The sequence below is a fragment of the Pseudoalteromonas sp. APC 3893 genome (assembly GCF_030408095.1).
Taxonomy (GTDB): Bacteria; Pseudomonadota; Gammaproteobacteria; order Enterobacterales; family Alteromonadaceae; genus Pseudoalteromonas.
Genome location: NZ_JASDCD010000018.1, coordinates 39315 through 60006, shown reverse-complemented (window position 1 = coordinate 60006; position 20692 = coordinate 39315). Strand labels below are relative to the sequence as shown.

The following is a 20692-nucleotide window of genomic DNA, read 5'->3' as shown; positions in this document are numbered from 1 at the left end:
TAAAATTAAAAAAGGCGAGAGTAAATCCCGCCTTTTATTTTGACATGTACCTTAGAACTTAAACGATACACCGGCAAATAAGCGTGGGCCGTAGCTATTCACTTCCCCTAAGTTACCCTCAGTATAGTAATCTTGTGATTTAGGCTCACTAAATAAGTTAATTGCTTCAACTTTAACCTTAACGTGGCTATTAACTTTGTATGACGCTCTCATTTCCCATACACCAACCGCATCTACATAACGTAAACGGGTACCATTGCTTGTATATGGTTGGAAATACTCACTACGGTATTTATAAATAACCGCCGTATCAAAGTCGCCAATTTGATAATAAAGTTGACCACTGAATACATGCTCAGAGAAGCCTGGAACAGAGCCTGGCTCAACAATTCCCTCTGTTAACTGGGTAGTGTTGCCATGAACATCAGTGATGAAAGTATCGCCATAGTTACTATCTTCAAACTCGTAATCTGTATCAGCATAGTTATAGCCAAATTTCACACCAATTCCTGTGTCCCAACGATAAGCAATTGAAGTCTCTAGACCAAATATATCGCTTTTTTCATCCGTTGTTACGGAGTTAGTGATTGGTAATAGGTAGCTATCTCCATCAATTACAAACTCTTCTAATACCGTTTGTTGCTGGAAACCACCTTGGAATTGCTTGTAGTAAAAACCAAGCGATACAATAGCATCTTCATTAGGATACCATTCAGCTGCGATATCGTAGTTCCACGACATTAATGGTTTAGTATCAGGGTTGCCTGAACCGTTAACACCAACAAATAAGTCTTCAACCGTAGTTGGTGCTGCATTATCATCGGTTTGGAATGTACGGCTATAGCTCATATCACTTGGATCAGCACGCGACATACCACGGAAAATACCACCACGAAATAAGATGTCTTCGCTGTAATCTACTACTAAGTTAAAGCTTGGTAACACTTCAGTGTAACCACCGCCACCTTCGATTTTCTCTAGTGATTCACCGGGCACAACACTCAATATACCTAACTCATCAGCAACTACTTCAAAAGTGTTTCTAAAGCCTATTGACGTTACATCAGTATCAACGACACGCACACCAAAATTACCGCGAATAAACTTACCGAACATTTCTGTATCGTAATTCGCCATTAAGTAAACTGAGGTTGTTTCTTCGGTAACATCTTTCGTGCCTGCATTCGCGTACTCCAGTTCAGGGTAGGCAAATTCACCACCATTAGAAGCTGCAAGCGCTTGTGAGAAGCATACATTGTCGTATGTTGCCCAAGATGAACCGGTGCCACTATCCACTACATTTCCGCTACTGTCCACTTGGGTAATAATGTCGCCATCTGATACGCTCGATAAGAACCCTGACTCAGGGAAGTCTATTTGACACCCTTGTAACACATCAAGCGCTGCAGTCGTCGTTTCATCAAGTGTGTACTCAGTACGAGAACCATTACCTTGCAAACCACCATACTGAATAAATGATAACTCAGACATTCTCACGCCACCTTGAATACTGGTAAATACATCACCTTCAAGTGCATAGTCAAAGTCTACACGCGCACCTATCACTTCATTATCACGTACGTTTTCACGGTCAATACGTGTACGCAAGCTGTCGGTATAATTTGTAATATCTGTCACATCAAAATCTGTTAACGTGAAATGAGGAATGCTTTCCCCCATATCCCAACTAAAGAAAGGACGATCGGCGGTTCTACCCCGGTTAGAAATTTGAATTTCTTCACGCTTAGTTTGTGAGTAAGAAACATCAAAATCTAATGTTAGTCTGTCTGTTGCATGATACTCAACGTTTAAACCGTAACCTTTGTAGTTTTCTTCTCGAGAGAATTGCTCGCCAGCAGACTCAATGCGTTCTTGACCTTCCCAGTGTAAAATTCCACCTGCTTGATTGGTCACGAGTGAAGGACCCGTTATGCCTCGAGTCACTCCTTTTTGTAAGAAAATTAAGTCGTGTCGTGCTTCTTGCTGTATACGATCTGATAGTTGAATATCTAGATTAATATCCCATGCATCAGATGGCTGATATTGAAAAGCGACAAACAATGCATCACGTTCATCTGAAGTTTCATTTTGACGAAAACTTCTACTACTGCCAGTCCACGCGTAAGGTGTGCCATCACTAATTGCTTTACCAGTATCTGAGTCAATTTCGGTATCGTAACCTTGGTTAGTGCTACCACTTACTTGATCTTCACAATCCTTAATCGATCCTGTAGGTTCATAGCGATAAAAGCCTTCATTAGTGTTACTTGGATCATTTAAGCATGCCCACAATGAAGAACCTGTAGGGCTAGAGCTACGGTATTCCGCTTCTGGCTGGCTAATATCTTGACGTTGCACACCAAAAGACACACCTAAAGCTTGACCATTATCAAATTCAAATTGATCTAAATAACTAAAGGTACCACGAAAACCAACATCACTTTGTAATGAGTTATCAACATTACTTTCATCTGGGTTATAGTTTACTTTAACTTCACCTTGAATACGCTGCTTACCATAATCAAGCGGCTGTACCGTTTCAAGAGCGATAACACCCGCTACACCACCTTCAATCATCGATGCATCTTGCGTTTTATAAATCGCGATCTTTTTAACTAACTCTGAAGGAAACTGAGAGAAGTTAACCGAGCGGTCACCACTGCCGTTAGTCGCTTCACGGCCGTTAATATGCGTAGCACTTAGAAACGGGCCCAAACCACGAATAGTAATTTCAGTTGCACCACCATTTTCACGATGCGAAGCCGCACCTGTGATAGATTCAAGTGCCTCACCAATTGATAGCGCTGGTAAATCACCAATATCTTCCGCAGATAAGCCATCTACAACCGTGGTTGCTTCACGCTTGATTGCGATTTGATCTTGAATGGTTCTACGTGAACCTGTAACGCTAATAATTTCAATATTATCATCTTCAACTTCAGCATTTTGAGGTGCTTCTTGAGCATTAGCAGTCAAAGTAAATGAACCTGCCATACCTGCAAAAATAGTTGCTTTAACAAGCTTAGCAACTGGACGAAGTGCAAATTGATTTTGCGCTTCTTTTTGCGCTCCATTTGCTATTGTGTGTTCTGTTGTCAACGACATGTCGAGATCTCCGTTGTTATTATAAAGGTAGCGTTCGCTACCTATTTAGCAATACAAAATTATTTATGAGGTTACTCTTGCTCTACTGTCCAAGTAGAACCAGCTCCAACTTCAGAGGCTTGGATATAGTGCAGGCCTTTTGCACCAGCAATCGCTTGAGCGCCACTAGGGTCTGTCACTGTCAACGTATTTGCCTCTGTAGCAATGATTAATTCAGGTACTTCTTTGCCATTTTCAGCTGGCGCTTGGTCAACCGCACCTTGAGAATCAAATTCGCCATTGCCATTTAATTTTCTGATATCTACCCAGTCTTCATCTTCAACATCACCTGAGGCGTAGCTCACAGTGAAACCATAGTTATTTGAAAATAAAGATTCTTCATGGTTAATTAAGTCACAATCGTATTCAAAAGCATGTGCTGAACTACTGTCACCATTTGCTAAAAAGTAGCCATTAATTAATGCATCAGAAATGTCATCATCCGACTCATCTGTATCATCAACACCCACACCATTTGCAATTAGGTTCGCGTCGAAGTTAATTTTGAAAAAGTTTTTAGTTAATCCATATAATACTGGATCATCTGCTGCGGTCAGTTCATCACAATCACCAACACGTGCTTTAGAGCCAATTTCAGTACTAAATACGATAGGTTGAATAGAGTTTAAAACAGTGTTGTTACTAACATTTAAAGTAAAATCACCCGCCGCATCTAGTACCGCTTGGTTACCACTATTAGGCAAGCCACCCGTTGCTTGTGAGAAAGGGTTTGCAGAGAAAACAATACCACCCGCTTCTTTATTTGAGGCACGTGAGCCTGCTATATAATTATTTGTAACGGTATGCCCTAATGGCGTCATAATTACACCACTTGGTCGATCGCTCGTATCGTTGATATTGGTAGTGCGAATTATGATGTTATCACTAACGGTATTAAAGCCTCCGTCTTCTAACGAGATACCACCATTGGCATTTATAATCGTATTACCTTGAATCGTCGCACTTGAAGTTTGTACACGCATCAAACGACGACCTGTGGCGAAGTTATCAATACGATTATATTGAACCTTAAAATTAGAATTATCTGCGGCATCAGAACCTGTAGTACTACCTACATTTAATAATAATAAACTTGATTCGCCATAGTTAGGATTTTCACTGTTGCTGAATAGATTGTATTGCACTGTATGATCAGTACTTGAAGAGGCCATTTTAATTACAGACCCTTTAACCGCATTATTACGATTAGAAAAAGTATTACGCTCAACTAGTGCGCCTTTACCTTTTAATACAATCCAATGATGTGTTTCTTCGCGTATTTCACTGGCGGCAACATCACCGTCCATTGTATTGTGAGAGAAAACGAAGTTATCACCTTCAGAATATACGATGGCTTCTTCTTCGTTTTCGCAAAAAGAATCCGCTTTAGTATTTAAGTTTTTAAATGTAACACCTGAAATTCCTGCACCATCAACTCCGCTTGCCACATGAATACATGATTCACCCGAGAAAATAGGAGTCTCACCTTCCACTGCACGTATCGTTACAGCATTTGTTAGTAAGATATCTGGTAGGTCGCTGTATACCGCAGAGTTCAACCCTAATACTGACCCTTCAACTAAACCACTTGTAAGCGCATTTGAAAGTTCTGTAGAGTCGCTAATGATTTGTGTGTAAACAGTACCATCAAGTACACCTGTTACGATCTCGTCAAAACCATCATTATCGGTATATATTGCCTTGACTGAAATAGTCGCTCCGGCATAATCAGTCGGTGTAAAAGTATTGCTATTTGTATCTGCAATTTCAACGCCATCTGCTAACCAAGTGTAAGTAATGCTGGTTTCATCAACACCATTTTGTTCATCAAGCTGAGCTGTTAACAAGGTGTTTTCAAGACGAGGTATATCACCTGTAATAATGATACTACCATTAATATTAATAGCCTCATCTGTCACGGCTTGAGTAGGTTCTGAAAGATTATCTTCTGCAAAGCCATTATCGTCGGTATAAATAACTTGTACTGTGATTACTTGACCTAGCTGTGCTTGCTTAACTACAAATTCACTCGCCGTTTCACCAGTAAGAGCAACTGAGTCAGCAAACCATTGATAAGTAATAGTACCCGTTGCGCCATCAACATCAGTTATCTCAGCACTCAACGTTTTGCCTACAGTAGGAACCCCACTGATACTAACCATGCCTTCAGTGTTAACACGTTCTACAGCTGAAGTAGCCGCAGAGATAGGGGATTCATCAAAACCTCTCGCATCTTCGAATAAAGCTTTAACCCTAATCATCGTGCCATACTGCGCTTCAGTAAGTTGTAATTCTGATTGAATCTCACCCTCTATAAGTAGGCTATCGGCATACCATTCATACACAACTATTTCACTGTCAAAACCGTTTTCATCACTTACATTCGCTGTAAGCGTAGAGCCAACTAAAGTATCACCTGAAATGGACACCGTTGCATCAAAAGCTACAGCTGCAACATCATCAGTTGGATCACTTATATGTGACTCATTAATACCGCCGTCATCAGTGTAGCTCGCTTGTGCAGTAATGCTCATACCAACTTGTGCATCTGTTAAGGTAAATGTTGTACTATTTGCGCCTACAATGAGTTCATTATCAGCATACCAATAATATTTAACATCACCTGAAATACCGTCAGGATCACTCACACTCGCACTGAGTGTCTCACCCATTAATGCTGTGCCAGATAGAGCGATAGTGCCCAATGAGTTCCCTTCGTCTTTTGAGTCACTATTACAACCCATTATCGCAGCAGCAACGGCGCAAAGTGCAAAATGTTTTAAATTCATAACGGCTTTATTCTCCACAGTCATGGTCTTGGTTCTTTTCATTATAATGTGTGTAATCATTACCAAAACTCGTTAATTTGTTATTACCAAAATAATTACTTAAAAAGATAAATTGTTAACCAGAGCGGTAATATAATCACAATGTAAATACCATTACCAGTATAATCGTTCAATAAACATAACATTTAATTCACATACTGATGCATTACCTGTAATTTAGTGCTCTGCAGCTATGTCACTATTTTCAATACTTAAATTTAAATACGCAGAAAAAGCAATCTCATTTTTGGATTGAATTGGTAAAACAATATACAAATATAATTGATAGCCTGTATTGGATCTTTTGGTTTACTTCAAAACGTCCATGTACACGTGCTTAGAGATCACTCATTACCGTAGCTAAAAGACTAAATGAGGGCTTAGAAGAATGAGGGGGTAACATATGAGAATTTATTTTAGTTATAACTATGAAGCTAAATTAATACGCTGAGGATAAAGAGGAAAATATACAAGGTAGGCAGAGCAAGCAGCTCCCCTACCTAAAGTCTAACTACAAGCCAGCAATTGCCATGGCTTGTTGAAAAACATCTTTAGGCGCAATAGCGCCCGGTTGTTGAATAACCGTGCCAGCAGCTTTAGCTGCTAAATTAACTGCATCAGCTATTTCGCGGCCTGATAAACGCGCACCTAAGTAAACACCATTAAACGCATCACCAGCAGAGGTTGTATCAACAACATAGGCAACTGGGGAAATAGTATGGCTTAATTGTTCGTTGTTAATCACAGTTACAACAGATTTCGGGCCGTTTTTTACAACGATCTCTTCAATGTCATATGGCTTACAAAAATCTATCACACCTTGAATAGTGTCAATTTCGTATAACATTTCAAAGTCTTCGACTCCAGGTAACACAACATCTGCAGCAGCAAAGGCACTATCATATTGTTGCTTAGTTTCATCAATACTCTGCCATAAACGAGCTCTGTAATTAGGGTCAAATACAATTTTTACCCCAGCTTGTTTAAGCTGTGTTACTTTTTGCCAAAATAGTTCACGTGCATCTTGTTCAATCACAGCAAGTGAAATACCTGAAAAGAAAAACATATCTCCAGAAGACAATTGTTCAACAATATTAGTCGTTAAAAAATCAACGATCTTTTTAGCTGCTGAATCATTACGCCAATACGAAAAGCTACGCTCACCGAATTCATCAGTTTCAATGTAATACATGCCAGGTACTTTTTCATCATGAGCAAATACAAAGCGCGTATCTAGCTGCTCGCTGTTAAAGCGATCTAACATTTGTGCACTTAACTTGTCTTGCCCGATTGCAGTAACTACAGCAGCGTTTAACTCAGGAAAACATCTTTTTAAATACACAGCAGAATTATACACGTCACCTGCAAAAGATTGATGTAAAGCGGATTCGTTCATCGCTCTAAGCTCAACCATGCATTCACCTAGGAAGTAAATATTTTTCATTAATCACACTTACCATATGTAACTAACTGTTAAGCTTCACCACCTTGGTGGTAAAACTTAACAGTTACAGTTTAATTATTGTGGCTTTTTAAGAGGCTCTATTTTTGGAATTAATATCCAAACTGCTGCCATCGCAATAATAGCTAACGAAGCACCGATAATAAATGCAGGAGTATAGTTACCGCCCGCAGTTAAGATTGGCACTAACGATGTAAGGCCAACCGCACCCAATTTAGCAGCCATACCTGAGAAACCAGATAAAGTACCCACCGCTTTTTTGCCCAACAAATCACTTGGTAAAGTTTGTACATTACCGATTGCGGTTTGAAAACCAAATAAGATCACAGCCATAATCATAACAGCGATTGCTGGTGCACCAGGGTTTGCCATAGCGAGTAACGCCGGTAACATGATTAAACAGCCTAGAGTAATTGTTAACTTACGAGTTTTATTAGTACTCCAACCTGCTTTAAGCCTATTTTGCGCAAGTAATCCGCCAAACCAAGCACCAAACATAGCACCTACATAAGGCACCCAGCCGTAAATACCAATGGCTTTGACGTCCATACCATATACTTCGTTTAAGTAAATTGGGATCCAGAAAACAAACAACCACCAAATAGGGTCAATCGCAGCAGAGGCAATAATTACACCCCAGCTTTCTTTACGAGAAAGTAGCTCACCTGTAGAAGGGTTATATTCTTCAACTTCTGCAGAAGATGCATCATTAGGATCAGCGGTGCGGCGTTGGCCTGTTAATATATATTCACGTTCTTCTTCAGTGATCCAAGGATGAGAGCCTGGTGGCGCTTTTACCAATACTAACCAAGGTACAAGCCATAAAAAGCCCATTGCACCCACAAGTACAAACACCATCTGCCAGCTAAAATAAATGGTTAAATAAGCGATAAGTGGAATCGCTATAATGCCACCAATAGCAGCACCAGAGTTAAATATACCTTGCGCTAAAGCACGTTCTTTAGTCGGAAACCATTCTGCATTACCTTTCGCTGCGCCTGGCCAGTTACCAGCCTCGGCAACACCTAAGATAGCGCGGAAGATACTAAAGCTTAAAACCCCTTGCGCGAATGCATGAGCAATTGTCGCCAGTGACCAAACACCAATAGAAAGCACAAAGCCAAACCGTGTACCAACCCAGTCAAATATCTTACCAAAAATGGCTTGACCAAATGCATAAGCAAATACAAATACGATTGAAATATTAGCGTAAATTTGCTTTCGCTCTAACGCTGATTTATCAGGGAATAAGTCTTCAACAATGTCAGGCCAAAGTACACTTAGTGCCTGACGGTCGATGTAGTTAATTATGGTAGCAAGCGCAATCAGCGCAATAACCCACCAGCGTAAACCTTTAAGTTTCATAGTTAATCCTTAAGAAAAGTCTTCACGTAAAATGAATTAATTCTGCTTTTAGCTATCACTCTACGAACAAAGCCTCATTAAGTTAACATTAATTAAATGTTTGGTTAACCACTTCATATTATGACAAAAGTTGTTCTGCACAATTATTAATAAAGTCATAATTTAAAGTAGGCTAAATCTAGCTAACTAATATCAAGTGTGTGTGTGGTGCTTTAACCACCGACTCATTAAACATAACAAACCGGTGGTTAACTAAAGCGCCGAGTTATCTTACTTATACAATTACTTTTCTAACTTTTTAAAGTAATCAAAGATCTCAGGTACGTTACCTTGACCCATACCAGCATCAAATGCTGCTTGTAAGTTTGCAGAAGAGCCTTCAGCAATCTTTGACTCAGTACCTAAGTCTGCAACCATTTGTAGGAAGTAACCTAAATCTTTATTTGCATTAGCAATTGAAAAGCCAAGGTCACTTACGTTATCTACAGCGTAATTCTTACAAAACTGCATAAATGGTGAATTAGATGGACCTGTCGACATGATGTCGAATAATTGTTGTCTATCAACACCTGCACGATCCGCCACAGCAAAAGCTTGCGACATTGCACACACAGTGGTCATACCCATAAAGTTATTGATTAACTTAGTTGTATGGCCTGCACCAAGTTCACCTAAATGGAAAACATTTTCGCCTTGCTCATCAAGCACTGGCTTAACTTTATTAAAGGTATCAATATCACCTGATGCCATAATGTTTAGTAGGCCATCTTTAGCGTGCGCTGGAGTTCTACCTAAAGGAGCATCAATCATGCCTACACCTTTATTTGCTAAATCTGCACCAATTTTCTTAGTCGAAGATGGGATTGAAGTACCAAAATCAACCAGTACTGCACCTTCTTTAATCCCTGCTAAGATACCGTCTTCTGAGTAAACTACTTTTTCTACAATTGCAGAAGTAGTCAAACAAAGCATGACAATATCTGCGCCTGCAGCAAGTTCCTTCGCACTATCTGTGGTTTTTGCGCCTCTGGCAACACATGCCGCCACAGCATCTTTATTAAGGTCCATTACAATCAGCTCATAGCCTTTATTTTGTAAGTTTTCGACCATATTGCCGCCCATTAATCCTAGGCCGATAAAACCGATGACTGGTTTAGACATGAATAACTCCTAATCTGTTGGCGTATGTTTATTGGTAAGTACAAAATTATACTTACCTTTATAAAACTAACGCAGTGTCGCTGTTTGAATTCTGTAAAGTTACTTTCATTCACGCGATACAATTTTGCGAGTACGCATAAATAGCTAAATTAACACTCGTAAAATACGCGTTAAGAGTAACTTTGGTTATATACTGATATAGCTCTGACACAAAAAAACAGAGCTTACCAATCGGTATGTAAAAACATTATTACTATATATCCAATTTGTCAACCAATAAGCAATATTTGTAAAACAAGTGATTTTCAATTTAACTACAGTTATTTGACCACGATGAATGACAATACAGCACAGAAGAACTTGAAAAGAAAACTTAACCTGCTATTTTTGAAGAAAATTTCAAAAGATAAATTGGTAAAATGGAAGTGAGAAAATATTAAATCTAGAGTTAGGTTATTAACCAGCTCAATTGACTGAACTGGTAATAAGCATGTGGTTTAAACTAAAGTATAATAAGTTAATCGGTATTGCTCGACAGCAAGAATGTAGCTGTACAACTGAAGATGGTACATGCTGAGAATAAACTATCCATAGTAAAATATATTGGCCTCCCTTTTAATTAGTATTACGTTTTATCGACAGTATATTTTTGCTATGAACGTTGGCACTTGCTGCAAAATATCGTGCTACGTTGTCCTAAACGGATTTCGGTTAACTCCTTATGGCACACAAAACAAGGCTCACCTTTACGGCCATACACAAGTAACTGCTGAGCAAAGTAACCTGGTTTACCATCACTTTGGGCAAAATCTTTTAATGTGGTGCCACCTTGAGTGATTGCTGACGCTAAAGTCTCTTTAATAATAGGCACTAATTTTTGATAACGCGCTAAAGATACTTTACCTGCTTCACGTTTTGGGTGAATGCCCGCTTTAAATAGAGATTCATTGGCGTAAATATTCCCCACTCCCACCACTACAGCATTGTCCATTATAAATTGCTTAACCGCCGTTTTTTTGTTGCGTGATTGTTCATACACACGTTTAGCTGTAAATTCATCTGTTAGTGGCTCAGGGCCAAGTTTACTCAATAATGTATGACATTCTTTTGGGGCTTGCCATAAGCAACAACCAAATCGTCTTGGATCGTTTAACCTAAGTGCTTTTCCATTTTCAAAAATAAACTCAATATGGTCATGCTTTTTAAGTGGTTCTGCTTTATCAACAACCCGTAAATTCCCTGACATACCTAAATGCAAAATCACGCTACCAAGCTCACAGATAAGCAGTAAATATTTCGCCCTGCGCTCAACAGCAACAACAGGAAGGTTAGCTAGTTGGTACACTTCGTCAGGCACTGGCCAGCGCATGTTCGGGTTGTGAATATTCACCTTAACCACGGTTTGTTGCAAAATATGGGGAGTTATCCCCATTCGGCTCACTTCAACTTCAGGTAACTCAGGCATACTAGTTAGACTCACTCGGTAAAAATTCAAAACTTACAAATAACTGTTGGGCTTTATTTGCATCAATCAAAAATACCCGTTGCGTACTTTTATCTAACAAATAATAACCTTGTGGTGCGCTGTACAACTGATAAAGCCAGGGTAATTGCTCGCCTGCTAACCAAAGCGTTGCAACTGTTATTGGCTGAGTTAATTTTGCAGGGGATACCTCGCTCACACTTAACTCTGCGCCTTGCCAATCATTTATAAGTTTAACGATGTTTTCTTGATTTGCAGACCATTCGCTGCTGGTTGGATTTTCGAGCAGAGGCAGACTTCGCCACGCCGTACCTATTCTTTCAACTTTTTGCTCAGGAAAGCTCAGAGCAAGAATAAAACTTTGCGCAGGCAAAAGAGTTTGTATGCTGGGCTGCTCAGGCACACTGTTAAGCTTTTTATGAAGACCATTAAAAAAGAAGATCATCAATAACATAGAGAAGATTAAAACATTATTCCATGCTTTGCGGCTAAGCTGCATCTTATACTCTTTTAAAAAGATTCAAGTAGTGAAAGTGTAACTAAAAATAGTAAATAATGGCACCGGTAAATTTGTTATTGGTTATTACAAAAATTCACCTATGTTGAATGTGCCAAAGCACGATTACTTTGCTAGAATATCTGCAAATTTTAAGGAGCTCCGTCAATGTCAATGTATGTAGTGGGTCACAAAATCCCAGATTCTGATTCTATTTGTGGTGCAATTGCACTAGCCTATTTAAAAAACCAAATCGATGAGCCAGCAATACCAACTCGTCTTGGTGATGTTTCGCCAGAAACACAGTTTATTCTTGACCGCTTTGGCTTTGAAGCACCTGAACTTAAATTAAGCTATGCCGGTGAAGATGTTTACATAGTTGACCATACAGAAAAAACACAAGCCCCTGATGATATTGATCAAGCCCGTGTTGTTGGTGTGGTAGATCATCACAAACTAGGTGACTTAACATCATCAACTCCCCTTGAGTGTTGGATCCGCCCTGTTGGCTGTTCAAACACTATCATTAAAATGATGTATGACTTCTACAATGTTGAAATTCCAAAAGACATTGCTGGCATCATGATGTGTGCAATTTTAAGCGACACCGTTATTTTTAAATCACCAACCTGCACGACCGCTGATATCAAATGTGTTGAAGCACTGGCTGAAATTGCCGGTGTTGAAGACTTTAAAGAGCTAGGCATGGACATGTTCCGTGTTAAATCTGCGGTTGAAGACACTCCCGCTCGCGATTTAGTAATGCGTGACTTTAAAGACTTTAACATGAACGGTAAGTTAGTGGGTATTGGTCAATTAGAAGTTATTGACCTTGCTGTATTTGATGAAATTAAAGCAGACCTTGAAGCTGACATTGCGCTTCTTAAAGAAGAAGGTGGTCGTCACTCAGTATTTTTACTACTAACCGACATCATGAAAGAAGGCTCACAAATGCTAATTGCATCTGATGATGCAACACTTGTTGAAACTGCTTATGGCGAAATCCCTAAAGACGGTAAAGTATGGCTTGATGGCGTTTTAAGCCGTAAAAAGCAAGTAGTACCACCACTGCAAGATGCTTTTGCAAAGCATTAAGAACTAGCTACAAGAATGATATGACTCTGTGCGATTATAGAGTCATATCACACCCACTCTGTCGCCAGACTATTTTTCTATCATAATTAATCACTTAAAACTTAGCGAGGGCATATTTAATCACCCCCACATACTTAAAGGTTTTCTAACTTGATACTTCCCCTTAAACAAACATGCTGTTTTACAGAATAAAAGTAGCGACTTTTTCATTCAGGTTAGCGGCACGATCTTTAAGTATTTTAGCTTGGCTTAAATGATCCGTTGCTGATGACGTGATTTCATCCGTCACATCTTTTATCGCGACTGTATTTCTAGTTATTTCATTAGTTACCTGAGTTTGCTCTTCTGCTGCAACGGCAATTTGCCCTGCCATATCAGAAATCTCATTCACTGCTTGAGTTATTTCATCAAGTGCCTTTGCCGCTGCATTAACATCATCAACACTATTGCTTGCTAACCCCTTGCTACTACCCATTAAGCTTACCGCTTGTTTTGTGGTATTTTGCAAAGTTTCAATTGTTGTATAAATCTCAGCCGTTGAATTTTGAGTGCGATGTGATAGTACTCGCACTTCATCTGCGACAACAGCAAAACCACGCCCTTGCTCTCCAGCACGTGCCGCTTCTATAGCTGCATTCAACGCTAATAAATTAGTTTGTTCAGCAATTTCCTGAATCGTGGTAAGAATACTTGAGATTGCTTGTGCATGCTGACTTAATTCACCAATAACCACTGTGGTTTCATCTATTTCAGAGGCTAATGAGTTAATTGTCGTTCTGGTTTTATCAACCAAGCTTTTACCCTCAATACTGCTTTGCGCAGACTGCTGTGACGCTGCAGCGGTATTTTCAGCATTTGCTGCTATTTCATGTGTGGCACTGGACATTTCGGTAACAGCTGTAGCGACCATAGTGACTTCTTGCTGCTGACGCTCTAATTCCTCTACGCTAGAATGATTTGTTAGCAGGCTTTTCTCTGCATCTAAATCCAAATCAATGGCTAGCTGACGAATATGGCTAATTAATTGATGCTGGCTACTGACAAATGAATTGAAACTGTCCGCTAATACTCTGACTTCATCTTGGCTATCAACACGGATACGTTGAGTTAAGTCTCCATTTCCCTCTGCAATACGTGATAATGCTTGCGATACACGGCTTAGAGGACCTAATAATAACGTTAGTAACCAAGATATAGATAATACACTAACTATTAATGCGATAGTCGCGAGCCCTAATTGAGTGACCATTAAGCGCACCAGCGGAGCTTCTAATGTTTGTTTATCAAGAACAAAAATAAGTTGCCAATCAGTATTAGAAATTTTTTCACTCCATAATAGTTTTTCGCTATTTTCAGTTTCAAAATATACTGGCGTTAATTGACCCGCTTGGTTACTCGATTCAATTAGCCTATTGTTTAACTTACTCTCAATATTGGTTATCTTTCCCATCAGTTTACTCGCATCTTTATAAGCAATGACGGTTCCATCATCATGTATCATGATGGCATGACCATTAGCTGGTAAAGACATATTGCTAACACTATCGACAATACTAGCAATTGATACGTCACCGCCAACGACCCCATTGCGAGCTGGCTGAGCAATACTCACCACAAGTAAATTAAAAGCTACATCTAAATAAGGCTTAGTAATAATACCTTGTCGAGCTTGTTGTGCTTGTTGATACCAAGGACGAATCCTCGGATCGTAGCCGGTACGATCTATACGCGGATCTGAATCCACCATCACCCCGTCACGATCACCATAATAAGTTAACTGAAAATCGCCTGATGCTTGTGCTTGTTGTAAAGCATTAAGCGTATCACCGTCAACTTTATTGGCTAGCGAAGCGATAACTCGTTGGCGATCTGCCAACCATGCTTCGATACGATCCGCTTGCTGTTTACCTGTTTGCCTTACACTATCAACGCTACTTTGTAGCAACAACGCTTTTTGTGTGAAATAGCTATACCATGATAAAAGTCCAACAACAATTACAAGGGCAAGGACAACGGATAATAATATTTTTTTCTTTAGTGAATATGAGTTCATATTGAGTGCTAATACTGATTTTAATTAAATAGAAACGGAGATAAATACAGCTTGGGGTTAGCTTAATTTAGAGTATGAATTGAGAGACAATCTCAACCTTGTTTTATTTTCGCATACAAGCTTAAAAAAACAAATTAAAATCAAAACATTAGGAGCAATTTTAAAACAAGTGATATGGATAAAATGTAAAACTTAAATTAAAAATCTACCGACTGTAAATAAATAACTTGGTATAAAAACGGTATGTATATTTTTATTTAAAATACTGTTTTTATCACCTTCTGTAAAAGGGCTTGATGGGATTTTTCTCGAGCTTATGACTTATCGCTTAAAACTTGTAGCCCCCCTAAACGCAAAAAGCCCCGCATTTTCATGCGGGGCTTTCAAATTCTATACAATATTAAGCGTTAGCTCATTGCTGCTTGTAGCTTTTTCATCGCTGTTTTTTCAAGCTGACGAACACGCTCTGCTGAAACGCTGTACTTTGCAGCTAGCTCTTGTAGTGTTGCTTTTTCATCAGATAACCAACGAGCACTTACAATATCTTGCGAACGTTCGTCGAGTGTTTTTAATGCGCTAAACAAACGTGTGTGAGATTGCTCTTGCCACTGCTGTTGTTCAACTTCTTCAGCTAAATCGTTACTACCGTCAGTTAAATACTGTACTGGTGAGTAAGTGCTGCTTGGTGCGTCGTCATTATCGTCGCCCGTTAAGTCAAAGCCCATGTCTTGGCCGCTCATGCGCGATTCCATTTCACGTACTTCTTTTTCACTTACACCTAGCTCGCTTGCTACAGTTGCAACCTCAGCTTGGTTAAACCAGCCTAAACGCTTTTTATTTTTACGTAAGTTAAAAAACAACTTACGCTGTGCTTTAGTGGTCGCAACTTTAACGATACGCCAGTTCTTAAGCACGAATTCGTGAATTTCTGCTTTTATCCAGTGCACTGCAAATGAAACCAAACGTACACCCACTGACGGGTCAAAACGTTTTACTGCTTTCATCAGACCGATGTTACCTTCTTGAATCAAATCAGCTTGTGGTAGGCCATAACCTGAATAACCTTTAGCAATATGCGCCACGAAACGTAAATGAGACATGATGAGTTGCTTTGCAGCATTAAGATCGCCGTCTTCCTGTAAGCGGGTCGCTAACTCTTTTTCTTGCTCAGCCTCTAGCATAGGTATTGTACTTACCGCTTGTAGGTAACCATCAATACTTGCGCTTTGCTGTCCAACTGTGAGTGCCATTGCGTATATATCTTTACTCATTTTTCACCTCGGTGATAAACATTTGAAACCATCTTAGCACTCTTTAACCGAGAGTGCTAACTTCAATTTAAATCTTTTTTTCGATTGAAGCAAGTGGTTTTTTTGATGTTTTTTATTGTACTTTAAACGTCTGAATATGCGATGAATTCTAGCTTTATGACGAGTTGATAAAAACAACGGGGGGTTATTATTACCAACTCGCTAATTGATGATACATACCAATTGTTACACTTTATCGGGTTCAATTTCTTTTATATAACGATTAACGGATAGGTAGGAACCAACAAACCCTAAAGTGGTTGCTAGTAACACTAAAGAGCCAAATTCAACTAGGCTTAAGCCTATTAGATCGAAGCTTGTTTGATACACCCCTGCCACCTCAGTGACAGCCGAGCCTAACCACCACATCATTAGTGCAACACAAATAAACGCAAACAAACCACCGATAATACCATACCAAATACCCGTCCATAAAAATGGCGCGTGTATAAAGGTGTTGGTTGCCCCTACGAGCTTCATTACTTGTATTTCCTCTTTTTTATCCATGATAGATAAACGAATGGTATTGCCGATAATTAAAGTAACTGAAGTAAGCAGTAATAAAGCAATAGTGATCACACTTTCTTTAAGTAAACTTAGTAATGCATTTAAACGCTCAAGCCATGCAATATCTAATTTGCCAAAGTCTACTTCACGTTCTTTTTCAAGCTTAATAAGTAACGCTTGGGCAGCTTGTGGTTGACGGTGGCGCGAGGTCGGTGTCACTAGCACTACATCAGGCAGTGGATTGGAATCTAAATACTCTAGTGCTTGGCCAAAGCCAGAAACTTCTTTAAACTCAACTAATGCGTTTTGTTTCGAGATAAATGTGACGTTATCAACCTCTGGGTATAATGCGAGTCGCTTAACTAATGTTTGCGTTTCTTGTTCGCTCATTGACTCTTTAACAAATAATGAGATCTCAGCAGCTTCTTCAAAACCGCTGCTAACTTGCTGTACATTTTTAACCACCAAATAGAGCGTAGCTGGTAGAGTTAAGCTTAAGCCCAAAACAGCAATGGTCATCATTGACGCCATAGGTGTGCGCCACATTTCACCTAAGCTATGAACTCCCTGACGAAAGATATTCAATACAAAAAAGTAGCCAGCAGCTATAAATGATTTTTTAGCGCGCTCATTTTGGCTTTGTCGCCCTTTAAATAACAAGCTCATAGTGTTGCCTCTGCCAATGGATCTTGACTCATGCGGCCATCTTTTAAGGTTAGGCTGCGATAACGCATACGTGAGATAAGCCCTAAATCATGAGTCGCAATGAGTACTGTTGTACCGTGTTTATTAAAGTCTTCAAATAAACGCAGTATATCCATTGATAATTCAGGGTCTAAGTTACCGGTAGGCTCATCGGCAAGTAATAACGGCGGTGAGTTCACAATGGCACGGGCAATACCTACACGCTGCTGCTCACCACCAGAAAGAGTGGATGGATGGCACTTTACTTTATCTAGTAAGCCCACTTTATCTAGCGCGCCGTGCACTCGCTTTTCGATTTGTTTATGGTGCGTACCTTCAATAATCAGCGGCAAAGCAACGTTATCAAAAATGGTATGACGTTCTAATAAACGGTGATTTTGAAAAATTATGCCGATATCGCGGCGAACGTATGGGATCTGTCTTGATTTAACTGCGCCTAAGTCAACGCCATTGATCAACACCTGCCCAGCGGATGGGCGTTCCATTAAGCTAATTAATTTAAGTAAGGTACTTTTACCAGCACCACTGTGACCGGTTAAAAAAGCTAGTTCACCTGGTTTTACATGAAAGCTCACTTTTTCCAGTGCTCGGTGGCCTCCTGGGTATGTTTTACTGACTTGCTGAAAATTTATCATTCTTATCCCTCAGCTAAAAAAGGCTTAAACCAGTTTAGTTTAAGCCCCTTTTTTAAATTTATGCTTCATCCTCGTCTTGGCTAAACAGCGCATCGATAAAGTCGTTACTATTGAATGCTCTTAAATCATCAATACTTTCACCAACACCAATATAGCGGATCGGAATATTAAACTTATCAGCGACAGCGAAGATAACACCACCTTTAGCTGTACCATCTAATTTAGAAAGTGTAATACCTGTTAAGCCAACACACTGATTAAATAGATTTACTTGGCTAATTGCATTTTGGCCAGTACCTGCATCGATAGTTAACATTACTTCATGAGGGGCATCTGGGTCTATTTTTTTCATTACACGGGCTATTTTTTCAAGCTCTTGCATTAAATTATCTTTATTTTGCAAGCGCCCTGCTGTATCAGCGATTAACACATCAACATTACGCGCCTTGGCCGCTTGGAAGGCGTCAAATACCACAGATGCACTATCCGCACCGGTATGCTGCGCAATCACAGGGATTTCATTACGCTCACCCCATACTTGCAGCTGCTCAACTGCCGCTGCACGGAAGGTATCACCGGCTGCAAGCATCACTGATTTGCCTTCGTTTTGGAATTGCTTAGCAAGCTTACCTATTGTGGTGGTTTTACCGACTCCATTAACACCGACCATTAAAATAACAAATGGCTTTTTGTCACTCGGGATTTCTAATGGTTGCTCTGCTGTTTTAAGCATAGTCGCCATTTCTTGCTTCATCAGCTCATAAAGCGCATCACCGTCTTTTAGCTGCTTTCGATCGGCTGCATCCGTTAAACTGTCGATTAACTTCATAGTCGTATCGACACCTAAATCAGCGGTTAGCAATTGTGTTTCTAACTCTTCAAACAGCTCATCGTCAATCTTCTTACCACTAAAAATTGACGCAAAACCAGATCCTATATTTAGCTTTGTTTTAAGTAAGCCTTTTTTAAGGCGAGAGAAAAAGCCTTCTTTTTTAGGTTTTTCTGCTTTTTTGGCTTCATCGCTGGCAAGCTCGGCAGTTAAGCGCTCTTGTTCTAGGCGCTCTGCCTCAGCCTCTGCTGCAATACGTTCTTGTTCTACACGTTCTGCCTCAGCTTGCTCTGCTGCAATACGTTCTTGCTCTACACGCTCGGCCTCTGCCTGCTCTGCTGCAATACGTTGTTGTTCTACACGCTCTGCCTCTGCCTGCTCTGCTGCAATACGCTCTTGCTCTACACGTTCAGCTTCTGCTTTTTCTGCAGCAATACGTTTTTGTTCTAAACGTTCTGCCTCTGCTTTTTCTGCGGCAATACGTTGTTGCTCTAATTCGGCATCACGCTGAGCTTGCTCTGCAGCTTTGCGTTCAAGTTCCAAACGCATTGCTTCTTCTTGCTGTGCTAAACGATCTGCTTGCTCACGACGAAGCTGTTCAGCCTGCTCTGCTGCAAGTAGCTGCTCATGCGCTTTTTCTGCCGCAATGCGCTCTTGCTCTACACGTTCTGCATCGCGCTTTTCTTGTGTAATGCGTTGTTGCTCTAACTCTGCGTCATGTTGCGCTTGCTCTGCGGCTTTGCGTTCAAGTTCCAAACGCATTGCTTCTTCTTGCTTTGCTAAACGATCTGCTTGCTCACGACGAAGTTGCTCAGCCTGCTCTGTTGCGAGTAGCTGTTCATGCGCTTTTTCAGTTGCAATACGCTCTTGCTCTACACGCTCAGCTTCTGCTTTCTCTGCTGCAATACGCTCTTGCTCTACACGTTCCGCTTCTGCTTTTTCTGCAGCAATACGCTCTTGTTCTACACGTTCCGCCTCTGCTTTTTCTGCAGCAACGCGCTCTTGCTCTACACGTTCCGCTTCTGCTTTTTCTGCCGCAATGCGCTCTTGCTCTACACGGTCAGCTTCTGCTTGCTCTGCAGCAATACGCTCTTGCTCTGCTAATTGCTTTTGGTTATCAGCCTCTGCTGCCTGCTCTGTTTGTTGTTTATTTTCTGATTTGCCAAAACCTAGCCAAGACAGGAATTTACTTTTTTTTGCCATAGTTGCTAATAACCACTTATAAAAATCTGATAAACTAATGCAAATAGTTTTATCTGAACCCGCTTTAAAGCCATTGATAAAACTATTGCCCAAGGGGTTTATACCCAAGCCAGCTCAAGATGCAAAATTCAGCGTTTCACAGGAGCTTAATATCAAGGCGTTACTTTGCAAGAATGGCCATCCCTTTTAAGAAGTAACAACGATGAGAGTAAGTGCCTGTGAAGCGCCCAATGGGTTGGTTTAAAAGCGATGTATACTGCGTTATTGATTTTAACAATAGAACCACTATTACTTGCAATCAATGCCTTGCCTAAATCGCTTTTAATTCCAACTGAAACTCGTATCTTGAGCTTGTTTGGGTATATAGTAACACTTTTAGCGCAGTTGAAAAATGACGCGCTACAATATCAGTACAA

At 40.1% G+C, this 20692-nt stretch carries 13 protein-coding genes; 1 reads left to right on the top strand and 12 read right to left on the bottom strand.

Annotated features, from left to right (window positions below; genetic code table 11):
* Positions 1–51: 51 nt before the first annotated feature.
* The 7 genes from QMA12_RS17160 to QMA12_RS17130 form a co-directional block, all read right to left on the bottom strand.
* Entirely contained in the window at positions 52–3105 is a 3054-nt protein-coding gene (locus tag QMA12_RS17160) for a TonB-dependent receptor (RefSeq protein WP_290209500.1), read from the bottom strand.
* Between the two features lie 71 nt (positions 3106–3176).
* Positions 3177–5933, bottom strand: coding sequence for a poly(beta-D-mannuronate) lyase (locus tag QMA12_RS17155; RefSeq protein ID WP_087533156.1), 2757 nt, complete (start codon positions 5931–5933; stop codon positions 3177–3179).
* Between the two features lie 550 nt (positions 5934–6483).
* Positions 6484–7416 carry a sugar kinase gene (locus tag QMA12_RS17150; RefSeq protein ID WP_290209499.1) on the bottom strand — a complete coding sequence of 311 codons (933 nt, stop codon included), beginning with the start codon at positions 7414–7416 and terminating at the stop codon, positions 6484–6486.
* Between the two features lie 75 nt (positions 7417–7491).
* Positions 7492–8799 (bottom strand): MFS transporter, encoded by a 1308-nt coding sequence (locus QMA12_RS17145; protein WP_087533073.1) that lies wholly within the window; start codon positions 8797–8799, stop codon positions 7492–7494.
* A gap of 282 nt (positions 8800–9081) precedes the next feature.
* Positions 9082–9960 carry an NAD(P)-dependent oxidoreductase gene (locus QMA12_RS17140; RefSeq protein ID WP_087533074.1) on the bottom strand — a complete coding sequence of 293 codons (879 nt, stop codon included), beginning with the start codon at positions 9958–9960 and terminating at the stop codon, positions 9082–9084.
* Between the two features lie 652 nt (positions 9961–10612).
* Positions 10613–11425 carry a bifunctional DNA-formamidopyrimidine glycosylase/DNA-(apurinic or apyrimidinic site) lyase gene (mutM, locus tag QMA12_RS17135; protein ID WP_087533075.1) on the bottom strand — a complete coding sequence of 271 codons (813 nt, stop codon included), beginning with the start codon at positions 11423–11425 and terminating at the stop codon, positions 10613–10615.
* A gap of 1 nt (position 11426) precedes the next feature.
* The gene (locus tag QMA12_RS17130; protein WP_290209497.1) at positions 11427–11942 is read right to left on the bottom strand and encodes a hypothetical protein; all 516 of its coding nucleotides are present in this window, start codon (positions 11940–11942) and stop codon (positions 11427–11429) included.
* A 165-nt stretch (positions 11943–12107) separates the two neighbouring features.
* Between QMA12_RS17130 and QMA12_RS17125 the strand changes: the two genes are divergently transcribed.
* Positions 12108–13034: a manganese-dependent inorganic pyrophosphatase gene (locus QMA12_RS17125; protein WP_087533077.1), complete on the top strand. Its 927-nt coding sequence runs from the start codon at positions 12108–12110 to the stop codon at positions 13032–13034.
* Positions 13035–13215: 181 nt separating this feature from the next.
* On the opposite strand, the gene QMA12_RS17120 is transcribed toward QMA12_RS17125, so the two are convergent.
* The 5 genes from QMA12_RS17120 to ftsY form a co-directional block, all read right to left on the bottom strand.
* A complete protein-coding gene (locus tag QMA12_RS17120; protein WP_290209495.1) occupies positions 13216–15087 on the bottom strand; it encodes a methyl-accepting chemotaxis protein in 1872 nt (623 codons plus the stop codon).
* A 407-nt stretch (positions 15088–15494) separates the two neighbouring features.
* Entirely contained in the window at positions 15495–16358 is an 864-nt protein-coding gene (gene rpoH / locus QMA12_RS17115) for an RNA polymerase sigma factor RpoH (protein WP_290209493.1), read from the bottom strand.
* Positions 16359–16583: 225 nt separating this feature from the next.
* Entirely contained in the window at positions 16584–17570 is a 987-nt protein-coding gene (gene ftsX / locus QMA12_RS17110; RefSeq protein ID WP_087533079.1) for a permease-like cell division protein FtsX, read from the bottom strand.
* Complete coding sequence (gene ftsE, locus QMA12_RS17105; RefSeq protein WP_087533080.1) at positions 17567–18244, bottom strand: cell division ATP-binding protein FtsE; 678 nt, start codon at positions 18242–18244, stop codon at positions 17567–17569. Before ftsE ends, ftsX begins: the two co-directional genes overlap by 4 nt.
* 58 nt (positions 18245–18302) lie before the next feature.
* Positions 18303–20276 carry a signal recognition particle-docking protein FtsY gene (ftsY, locus tag QMA12_RS17100; RefSeq protein WP_290209532.1) on the bottom strand — a complete coding sequence of 658 codons (1974 nt, stop codon included), beginning with the start codon at positions 20274–20276 and terminating at the stop codon, positions 18303–18305.
* Between the last annotated feature and the right edge of the window lie 416 nt (positions 20277–20692).